Source organism: Mycobacterium interjectum (genome assembly GCF_900078675.2).
Lineage (GTDB): Bacteria > Actinomycetota > Actinomycetes > Mycobacteriales > Mycobacteriaceae > Mycobacterium > Mycobacterium interjectum.
Window position 1 is genome coordinate 996,052 of record NZ_LT546237.1, and the last position, 10,165, is coordinate 1,006,216.

Genomic DNA, 10,165 nt, shown 5'->3' on the forward strand with positions numbered 1-10,165 from the left:
AGTGCAGCAATGGGCGAAGTCAGTGAGATCAGCGAAATGGCGATCGATGAAGCAGTTCCCGATGTCCCGCCGGCTCCGTCGGCACTCGACCGCAAGATCAACCAGCACTTCGCGGGCGCGGTCGTACGCAAAGACTTAGTCAAGGCGGTCAAGGGCAACGCTATCGTGCCGACGTACGTGTTGGAGTACCTACTTGGTCAGTACGCCGCCTCCGACGACGAAGCCACCATCCAGGTGGGCATCGACACGGTCCGGCAGATCCTTGCTGACCACTACGTTCACCGCAATCAGTCCGAACTGGTGAAGTCAACGATCCGCGAGCGCGGACGCCACAAGATTATCGACAAGGTTACTGTCACCTTGAACGACAAGGATGACGTCTACGAGGCCACGTTTGCCAACCTCGGCATCAAACAGGTTGTCGTCGAACCCGCCACGATCACGGCCCACCCGAAGCTCCTCGTCGGCGGCGTGTGGTGCATCTGCGACATCGAGTACTTCCACGGTGACAACGCTCGAGTCGTGCCGTGGATTCTCGGGTCGATCAAGCCGATCCAGCTCTCCACCTTCGACTTCGAGGGCTACGTCGCCGCCCGTCGCGAGTTCACTACCGAAGCGTGGATCGACCTACTGATCCAGTCAATCGGGTTCAACCCAGAATTGTTCGGCCGTCGCGCGAAGCTCATCCAGCTTGTTCGCCTCATCCCATTCGTCGAGCGCAACTACAACCTCGTCGAGCTCGGACCGAAAGGCACCGGCAAGTCGCACATCTTCTCGGAGTTCTCGCCTCACGGCATGCTCATCTCCGGTGGAGAAGTCACTGTCCCCAAACTCTTCGTCAACAATTCCAACGGCCGCATCGGCCTGGTCGGCTACTGGGACGTTGTCGCCTTCGACGAGTTCGCGGGCAAGAAGAAGCGCACCGACAAGGCACTCGTGGACATCATGAAGAACTACATGGCGAACAAATCGTTCTCCCGAGGCGTCGAGACACTTGGCGCAGAGGCATCGATGGTCTTCGTCGGCAACACCTCGCACAACGTGCCCTACATGCTCAAACACTCAGACCTCTTCGACGAGCTACCCGAGAGCTACCACGACTCGGCCTACCTCGACCGCCTGCACCACTACATTCCCGGCTGGGAAGTCGACACCATCCGCGGCGAGATGTTCTCCAACGGATACGGATTCGTCGTCGACTACATCGCTGAAATCCTCAAATCCATGCGGAACGCTGACTACTCCGACCGCTACCAGCAGCACTTCACGCTTGCCTCCGACATCTCCACCCGCGACCGTGACGGTATCCACAAAACCTTCTCCGGCCTGATGAAAATCCTCTACCCACATGGGGAAGCGACGAAGGGGGAGATCGAGGAAATCCTCCGGTTCGCCATCGAAGGCCGAAAGCGCGTAAAGGATCAGATCCTTCGCATCGACACCACGATGGCCGACGTGAAGTTCGGCTACCTCGACAAAGCCGGCGAGTGGTACGCAGTCACAACGCTCGAAGAAGACGAGTACCCGGCTTACTACCACCAGCGGCGACGCGAGGACAGCAGGGCTGGCGACTCGTCGGAAGGCGAGACCACCGAGTCGGAGGCTCTCGTCACTGCGTCCATCGAGTCAATGTCGAAGCCTGCGCCGCTATTTGAGGGTCACCGCGAGTTCCAGGAGAACCAACGCGGTGTCTCCTACGAAGCGCTGCTGCTTCCTTACCTTCGCGGCGCGGCCGACATCACCATCGTTGATCCGTACATCCGTTTGCCGCACCAAGGCCGCAATCTCGTTGACTTACTTGGCCTGCTGGCTCGCGCGAAGGACCCAGCGGACGAGATCTCGGTGACACTTGTGACCAAGGAAGACACCGGCCAGTTCCAGCAGCAGCACCTATTGATGCTCAAGGACATCCAGGACGGGGCAGCGTCAGTCGGGATCAAATTCAACGTTGAGTGGGACGAGACCATCCACGACCGGTCCATCCGGGCTGACAATGGCTGGAAGATCCTCCTCGGTCGAGGCCTCGACATCTTCCAGAAGGGGTCCGGCAGCCAGTTCGACATCGGGGCCCGTCGCCAGGAGTTCAGGCAAGTCGTCGCTTTCGGGCTCACCTATATCCGCGAAGCCTCACCGGATATTTCATGACGGAACTGCGCGTCAACGGCGTTCCCCACAGGCCGGTGTTCGGCAGCCAGGCGGACGGCCTCACGACAGACCGGCTGCGCACAATCGTCCAGGACTCACACCTCAACTTCCTGATTGGCGCTGGCACCCCCTGCGCTTTCTTCGGGCTCCTTGGCAACATCGAAGAGGCACTCACTGAGCTTGTCGACGCCGAGGCCAGTGCTGAAGCCAAGGCGATCGTTCGCGCTTCGATCCAGGCCTACTTCTTCGAGGAGGTCTTGGCCCCGAACCTCAAGGTAATCGAACGCACGGCTGAAACCGAGACAGTCCTGACTTCATACGCGCGCTTCCTCAGGACCCTTAACCGGATTCTTCTCAAGCGCCACAGTTCGGTTCTTGCCAAGCAGGCCAACATCTTCACGACCAACGTCGACATGCTGTTCGAAGTCGCCTTCGAACAGATGGGGATTGACTTCAGCGACGGTTTCAGCGGGAAGATACGCCCCCGCTTCGACCTCGGAGACTTCAACACTTTGCGGTTCCGGATGGCCAGCCGATTCGAGCAGCGGTCCGAAGTTCCGGTCTTCAACCTTGTGAAGCTCCATGGCTCGGCGGGCTGGCTGCAAGTAGAACGGTCGCCGACGAAGGTGGAAATCTTCTTCGATCATGGCCTCAGTCTGGTGTCCGATACCCAAACGGCGCTCGCCGCCGCGAAGCGGGACCTGATTTCAATCACTGAACCCGAAGAAGTCGAAGTATCCGCGCTCCTTGCGAGAGTGCCTGACGAAGCAGTGCCCGATTCCGTCACGGCTTTCAGGGCGGCTTACGACAGGCTCGGCATCGTCAATCCCGACAAGCAGAAGTTCGCCACGACTGTGCTCAACGAGACCTATTACGAACTCATCCGCCGGCTTGCGAACGAGTTGGAGAAGGAAAACAGCGTCCTCTTCGTCCACGGGTTCTCTTTCCGTGACGAGCATCTTCGGGACGTGGTTGTCAGGGCAGCCCGGGCGAACCCAACCCTTCTGGTGATCGTCTTCTGCTACTCACGCAACGGCCTAGCGGACTACCACGAGCTCATACGCGAGCACGACATAAAGAACGGCAATATACAGATCGTGGCTCCTTCGGAGCCGGCCGATGGAGACGAGCGCAAAGCGACCTTGGACGTGGTCACGGACGACTACTTCGCCCCGATCGTCGCTGACAAGTTCCCCGAGCCCGATCAGCGAATCGAACTCGACATCCGCATCCCCAACGAAGAGGGGGCCGATGTTTGAGCGTGAGGTGCTGGAACAAGACACGGTCTTCCGCGTCGGCCGAGTGGTCTCGGTCGAAGGGCGGCGGGTTCGTGTAGCCGTCGACAAGCTCAAGAACAGCTCCCATCTGCTTTTCCAGGGCGGCATCGTCCGGAACGTCGCTGTCGGCAGCTACCTCAAGATTGTCAAGGGTTTCTCCGAGCTGATCGCCAAGGTTGACGGCGAGGTCATCAGCGAGGACCGAGCCGCGTCTACGGTCTACCGACGTGGCGTGGAAGCCATGTCACGTCAGCTCGACGTTAGCCTCATCGGCTACGTCGAAGACGGACGGTTCACGCGCGGCGTCCGCGAAATGCCCCTACTCGACAACGAGTGCTTCATCCTGACGGGGACAGAGTTTGGCCTGATCCACACCTTCGTGGGCGAGTCCGACACGCCAATCGAGATCGGCGTCCTCGCGATGGAGCCCACCCAACCCGTATCCGTCGGAGTGAATGCGATCTTCGCGAGCCACGTCGGGATCTTTGGAAACACCGGCAGCGGAAAGTCATACACGCTGGCGAAGCTGTACCACCAGCTCTTCGAGGCGTATGCCCACCACGAAACTTTCAGACAGCGGTCCCAGTTCGTCCTCATCGACTTCAACGGCGAGTATCTCGACCGAAACGACGACGATGGAGATCCTCGCTCATCTTCCGTCGTTACTGAGGTACTCAACAAGCGGGAGTACGCCCTGAGTACCCGCACTGCAACGGGCCAGCGACTGCCCCTTCCTTCCAGCGCCGTCGAGGACATCAACTTCTGGACGGTACTTCTCAATGCAACCGAGAAGACCCAGGCGCCTTTCCTGGCGCGTGTTCTGTCGAGCGATTACTGGGACCGGACGCTGGCCGAGCCGGACGACCTGCTCGACGTGATCGGCGACATGGTGTTGCGGGCTACCAAGAGCAACGACACCTCGCTGGATCGGCAGACGGTTCTCAACCTGCTCGCCGAGATTCAAACGTGCCTAGGTGCGGCGTCTCCCCAGGAGCTGACGGATCTGATTGATGACTTCCAGCAGAACCTGCACTACAACGCGACGATGCGCAAATTCTACTGGGGCGAGTGGACCAACTACGTCGATTCGGACCACCACACGTGGGAGTCGCTGACGAACGACAAGGTGACCGCCCTCCCGATCGACTTCGCAACGATCGAGCCGGGAATCGACCTGATCCGCTTCAAAATCGTCCTCCAGTATTACAGCGATATCATCAGCGGCTTCTCGAACCGCGAGCACCTTGCTCCGCTGATCAAGCGGCTCGAGACTCGCGTGCCCGACATCAAGAGACTCATCGTCGCTACCGACGATGAGCCGTTCGACACGCCACTGATCGTCGTCTCGCTGCGCGACGTGAACCTGGCAATGCGCAAAATCATCCCGATGCTGCTATGCAAGCACCTCTACGACCGCAAAAAGGAGATGGATCCCAAGAACCATCAGTATCTCAATCTGATCATCGACGAGGCTCACAACATCTTGTCCTTGGAGTCCTCGCGCGAGAGCGAGGCCTGGAGGGACTACAGGCTTGAAACGTTCGAGGAGATCGTCAAGGAAGGCCGCAAGTTCGGGGTCTTCTTGACTCTGGCTAGCCAGCGGCCGCACGACATCTCGCCGACGATCATCTCCCAACTTCACAACTACTTCCTGCATCGCCTGGTCAACGACCTCGACATCGACGCGATCAAGAAAGCCGTTGCCTACCTCGATCGGGTCTCGTTTGAGTCGCTACCAATCCTGCCGACCGGGGTCTGCGTACTCTCCGGGGTGTCCGCGCAGGTTCCCGTCGTAGTAAAGGTCACGGAGCTTCCGGCGGCATCTGAGCCGAACAGTCGGACCATGTCGGTCACAACCGAGTGGTTGAAGCCGTTACCTCCGCTCGACGATGATGACGACGACGGTTTGGAGCTCGACAAAGACCTCTCATGGGACGACGAACCCCCTTTCTGATTTGGTACCGGCCGGCACGATACCCGCGATAATGGTCGAGCCATGACCACCATCACCGCAGACCAGCGTGCTCGGCAGCGACGCAAGGCAAGGCTCGACGCGCGGATCGAAACATGCCAGCGCTGCGGCCCGACGATGAACGTGCCCGGCGAAACCCAGTCCGCGCCGGGCTTCGGCTCGGTGTGCTCGCCCGTGGTGATTGTCGGGCAGAGCCTCTGCGGCAAACCGTGCATGGACTCGCAGATTCCGTTCACCCGCGGCAGCGGAAAGCTGATCGACGAGGCTCTGGCGAGCGTCGGCAAAGACAAGAGCCACGTGTTCACGACGAACGTGGTGCACTGCCATCCCCCCAGGAATCACCGGTCTCTGCCCGAATGGATCAAGAATTGCACGCCGTACCTGCATCGTGAGCTTGAGATCGTTCAGCCGAAACTGATCATCGCCTTGGGCAAGGACGCGCAGGCGGTGTTGCAGGCGCGTTATCCCGAAACGAACCCGCTGTCGTGGGAGCGCCAACGGCTACGCAACAAGGGCTCGCCCGACCTGCGGTTCGCGCCGCATCCGTCGCACATTCTCAAGCCATGGGTTCAGGAACAATACCCAGGCATCCGTGATCGGTACGTGGCCAGCCTGACCCGCGCGCTCAGGTTCGGCTTTGGCGACCAGTAGTAAGCCTGCGCCTGTGATTCCAGAACCGTTGACAAACAACCAGACTGGGGGTCGGCAGTCATTGTGTTAGCGGCCTTTCACGGGAGTTTCGGTGTCGGCGAGTGGCGCGCCGCTTCGGTCGGGTTGAGGGCGCGCGTCGTGAGGCTGACGATCCGATGCGGGTCCGGAGGTGGCGCGCTCGGTGGGGGTGGGGCGTGTGGTGCCGGCTCGGCCCGTCGCTGGTGCTGGGGCCGGTTGGGCCACGTTCGGTGCCCCGGCCCCGCCTTGGGGTGAGGAGCTGGGCGGAGCGGCCTGGCCGCTGTCCGCGCGGGCGCCACGGCTGTGGTCGCGGTGCAGGCGCTGGGTGACCTGGCTGGCGACAGCGACGGCGGCCACGGCTTCGGGTGCGACGACGGCGGTCGCGGCTTCTCCGGCCACCATTGCCCCGTCAGCGGCGCCCGCGCCGGCAACCGGCGCGCTTGGTGGGCCCGCGCCCGCACCGGAGCCGGCGGCGGGCGGACTAGGTGTGGGGTCCGGCGTGGGACAGCGCGGGCTTCCGGGTGAGGGTGGTCGCCCGCCGGGTGGGCGGCCGTTGACGGGGGGGCCGGTGAGGGGCTGGTCGGGTTCGTCGGGGGTATCGGATTGGTTGGCCCACGGTGCGCGCGAGTTGAGGTCTCGGGCGCGGTCGTAGGCGTCTTGTCCGCGCTGGTAGCCTTCGCTGCCTCGGCGGCCGAGGTCGCTGATCGAGTGGGTGAAGTCCTGGCGGGTGTGGTCGCCGAGTTCGCGTTTGAGCCACCAGAACACGCCGATGGCGACGACGGAAATGATGGCGATCATGAACAGCCGGGCCAGCGGGTGGGTCATGCCGACTTGATCGGCGTAGCCGCTGCGGGCACCCATTTTCAGCACGATCATCGCCGCCATGGAGATGTAGGTGGTGTAGGCGAAGACCAGGGCGGCGTGTTTGAAGAACATTTTGATGCGCCGGCCGGCACGCCGGCGCGGGTGTCCGTGGATCATGGCGGGCGCGGCGGCAACGATGGACAGCAGGGCGTTGATGAAGGCCGCGCAGCACACCATGACGTAGCTGTAGGTGACGTAGCAGACGAAGAAGGCGAAGATCGCCCCGAGTAGGCCGTAGCAGCTGCCGAGTGCGAGGTTGGCGCCGCTGAGGTGCTGGGCGAAGGACAGGGCTTGTGGTGCTCCGCAGGAGGCCATGGCGTGGGCCGGGCCGGCGAGGTCGCTGCCGTCGTGGGGGGTGAGCATGGCCGCGGTGTAGGCGTTTCCGCAGTTTCCGATGTCATCGACGGTGGTGCCGAAGTTCATCAGCTGCAACGGCATTCGCAAGGTGGTGTCGGCGATCAGGCCGGTGAGGTGTTGAAGCTGGGCTTGGCCGCCGCCGGTGGTGATGGAGCCGTTGTTGAACGCCGCTTGGGAGACGCTGAAACCTAGGTTGCGTCCTTGGGTCAGCAGCCCGTTTTCGCTGTAGAGGTCGGACAGCGGGTCGTGGGTGAGCACGATGCCCAGCACGCCGATGGCCACGGTGGACACGATGATTCCCGATCCGAAGCCTTTGCGGCCATGCCACAGGATATGGAATGCGCCCACTGCCAGACCCAGCATGAGGCAGATGGGAAAGACCCACAGGTCGGCCAGGATGACCCGAATTGTCTCGAACACGGGGCGAAACCAGGTGGCCAGCCACAACAGCCAGGTGTTGGACATGGCGAACCGCAACAGCCAGAGCGACATGGCGATCATGAAGATGTAGATGGCGGCTTGGGCTTGCAGCACTTCGACGATGCTTTCGTGGGTCAGTCCGACGGTCAGCGCGTTGGCCAGCCACCGGGCCCAGCTTGAGGGGTCGAAGCTTAGGCCCGGGCCTGCTTTGGTGATGGCTTCGCTGGTGTTGACCACTGACAGGTAGTAGTTGCCCACCGGGACGCCGTGGCTGTCGGTGACGCCGGTCCAGTTGAGCGCGCCTGCCAGGGTGGAGGCGGCCGCGGGTGGGGCGGCGCCGATCGCGGCCGCGCCCAGGGTGTGGGTGATCATCCAGAAGGCGGTCAGGCGCCGGAGGCGGGGCCGGGTGGCCATTTGGTAGCCGAGGTATTCGGCGGCGCGTTGGCCGAATGTGGTTGGGGCGGTGGTCATTCCGCCCGTCCGGGGGTGGTGTCGTAGGCGTGGTGCACGGCGGTGTCGGGTTCGGTGGCCACCCAGATGGGTGATTTGCGGCGGAACTCGTCGATGAAGAATCCGTAGCCTTGCCGGGCGCCTCGGTGGGCGCCAGCGCCGGTGTCGACGTCGTCGAATGCGGTGGGGTCGCGCATTTCCTCGGGTGAGGACTGGGCGAGGAAGAACTCTTCGATGTCGGGGTAGTCGTCGAGGCGGATGCCGACTTTTGCGGCGACTTGGCGTGCGAGGTCTTCGTTTTCAAACGGCATGATCAGCTGTTGGGTGATGAATTCATCGCCCATGAGGGCCAGGTCTTTGACCGGGTTTTGGGTGATGATCAGCAACCCCGTGTAGTGCTTGCGAGCGCGGCGGCTGATCAGGTGTGCGTCGTCGGCGCCGGCGCGGGAGTTGAGCAGAGCGCCGGCTTCTTCGAGGACGATGAGCCCGAAGCGGGCGCTGTCGGCGAAGAACGTCACTCTGGCCAGTCGCACGAGCATGCCGTAGATGGCCACGGACGCGCGTTTGCGGTCGGAGAGTCGTTCGTAGAGGTGGGGGGTGTTCATTTCGTCGGCGGTGGGCAGATCGAGGCTGCCGGTGAGCCAGATTGTGACGTCGAGGCTGGCCAGGTCGGGCACGGGCAGGGTGGCGTCGAAGATGGCGTGGGTGAAGTCGTAGGTGGCCCACGATTGCAGGGCGGCGGCGATGGGGGCGAGGTCGTCGGCGAGTTTGGCGACTTGCGGTGAGCGGGTGTCGGGGCCGGTCGCGGGGGCTTGGATGTGGCTGATGTAGGTGATGAGTGCGGCGGTGCTGGTGATGCCGAGCCGTTGGCGGGCATCGGCTTGCAAGATGGTGCGCAGCCGGCTCACCGCGACGCTGCGCGGGTCGAGGCTCATCATGGGAATCATGTAGTCCAGCCAGTAGCTGCCGGCTTGGTGGGGCGGGAAGGTGCGCAGGGGGTCGCAGCTGAAGTGGTTGCCCGCCATGTCGATGACGGCTTTGTTGTCGACGTCGCAGAGGGCTTTTTGCCATTCGATGCCGGGGTCGACGATGAATGCTTGTGTGCCGCGCTGGATTTCGGCTCGGGTGATGCGTTTGGCGGAATAGGATTTGCCGTATCCTAGGGCGCCGCTGCACACCAGACAGGGGCTGTGGTTGCGGCGGGCGGCGGCGGGCAGGTCGAGCAGCACTGCGCTGTTGAGGGCGTTGTTTCTATTGAACCCGAGCAGGATTCCGGTGCTGTTGCCGACCATGGAGGAGGTGAACGGCACAAACCGTGACCATTTTTTGGTGGTGGTGGGTTGGGCGAATTGGTCGACGGTGGTTTTGTGGGTGGGCGTGGCGGGGTTGAAGGCCGCCCACAGTTTGGTTTGGGCGCCGCGGTAGTGGCGGATGGCGATTTGGCCTGATTGGGTGAGTTCTTCGCGCAGGCGTTTGACGCTGTAGTCCAGGGTGCGCGGGTCGGGGGCGCCGACGGCGATGACGAAGGCGGCGTGCAGGGGACGTTCGTCGATGTTGGCTTCGAGTTGGCGGTTGTATTCGGCGAGTTGGCGCCGGGTGGCGATGAGTTCGGCGTCGCCGTTGCGTACGTCGCGGCGCTGGGTGAACTGGTCGTCGATGTTGCCTTTGGCGCGGTCGTTGCGCACGAATTCCATTTCGCGGCTTAAGGTGACGAGGTTGACGGCGAAGTCGAAGATGGCGCCGGTGTCGAGGTCGTCGAGGGCTTGCAGGAATTCTGAGCCGGGAAACATGATGCCGGCTCTCGGCATGTCGACGACGGGCAGGATGGCTTGGTAGCTGTCGGGATAGCTGCCGTGGGGGCTGGATACCCGCAGGATTTTGCTCCAGGACGGGATGCGCCGGATGCCGGCGGTCCAGGCCAGCAGCGCGACCGCGGCCAGCGCGGCGGAGGGGGCGGCGAGCGGGGGCCCGACGAAGACGCCGACGGCGGCGGCCGCGCCCGCCAGTGCGG

At 62.6% G+C, this 10,165-nt stretch carries 6 protein-coding genes; 4 read left to right on the forward strand and 2 right to left on the reverse strand.

What is annotated here, in order from left to right:
* Window positions 1-9: 9 nt before the first annotated feature.
* The 4 genes from brxL to BN4348_RS39015 are packed head-to-tail and all read left to right on the forward strand — an operon-like array spanning window position 10 to window position 6,045.
* Entirely contained in the window at window positions 10-2,145 is a 2,136-nt protein-coding gene (brxL, locus tag BN4348_RS39000; RefSeq protein WP_084454079.1) for a BREX system Lon protease-like protein BrxL, read from the forward strand.
* Window positions 2,142-3,404 carry an SIR2 family protein gene (locus tag BN4348_RS39005; protein ID WP_084454080.1) on the forward strand — a complete coding sequence of 421 codons (1,263 nt, stop codon included), beginning with the start codon at window positions 2,142-2,144 and terminating at the stop codon, window positions 3,402-3,404. The genes brxL and BN4348_RS39005 overlap by 4 nt, the downstream gene beginning before the upstream one ends.
* Window positions 3,397-5,376 carry an ATP-binding protein gene (locus BN4348_RS39010; RefSeq protein ID WP_066911607.1) on the forward strand — a complete coding sequence of 660 codons (1,980 nt, stop codon included), beginning with the start codon at window positions 3,397-3,399 and terminating at the stop codon, window positions 5,374-5,376. The genes BN4348_RS39005 and BN4348_RS39010 overlap by 8 nt, the downstream gene beginning before the upstream one ends.
* Before the next feature lie 42 nt (window positions 5,377-5,418).
* Complete coding sequence (locus BN4348_RS39015) at window positions 5,419-6,045, forward strand: uracil-DNA glycosylase (protein WP_084454082.1); 627 nt, start codon at window positions 5,419-5,421, stop codon at window positions 6,043-6,045.
* 66 nt (window positions 6,046-6,111) lie between these two features.
* On the opposite strand, the gene BN4348_RS39020 is transcribed toward BN4348_RS39015, so the two are convergent.
* Both BN4348_RS39020 and BN4348_RS39025 read right to left on the reverse strand, forming a co-directional pair.
* Window positions 6,112-8,175 carry a hypothetical protein gene (locus BN4348_RS39020; RefSeq protein WP_066911610.1) on the reverse strand — a complete coding sequence of 688 codons (2,064 nt, stop codon included), beginning with the start codon at window positions 8,173-8,175 and terminating at the stop codon, window positions 6,112-6,114.
* On the reverse strand, window positions 8,172-10,165 hold a 1,994-nt coding region (locus BN4348_RS39025), incomplete at its 5' end, for an ATP-binding protein (RefSeq protein ID WP_066911613.1). The genes BN4348_RS39025 and BN4348_RS39020, both read right to left, overlap by 4 nt.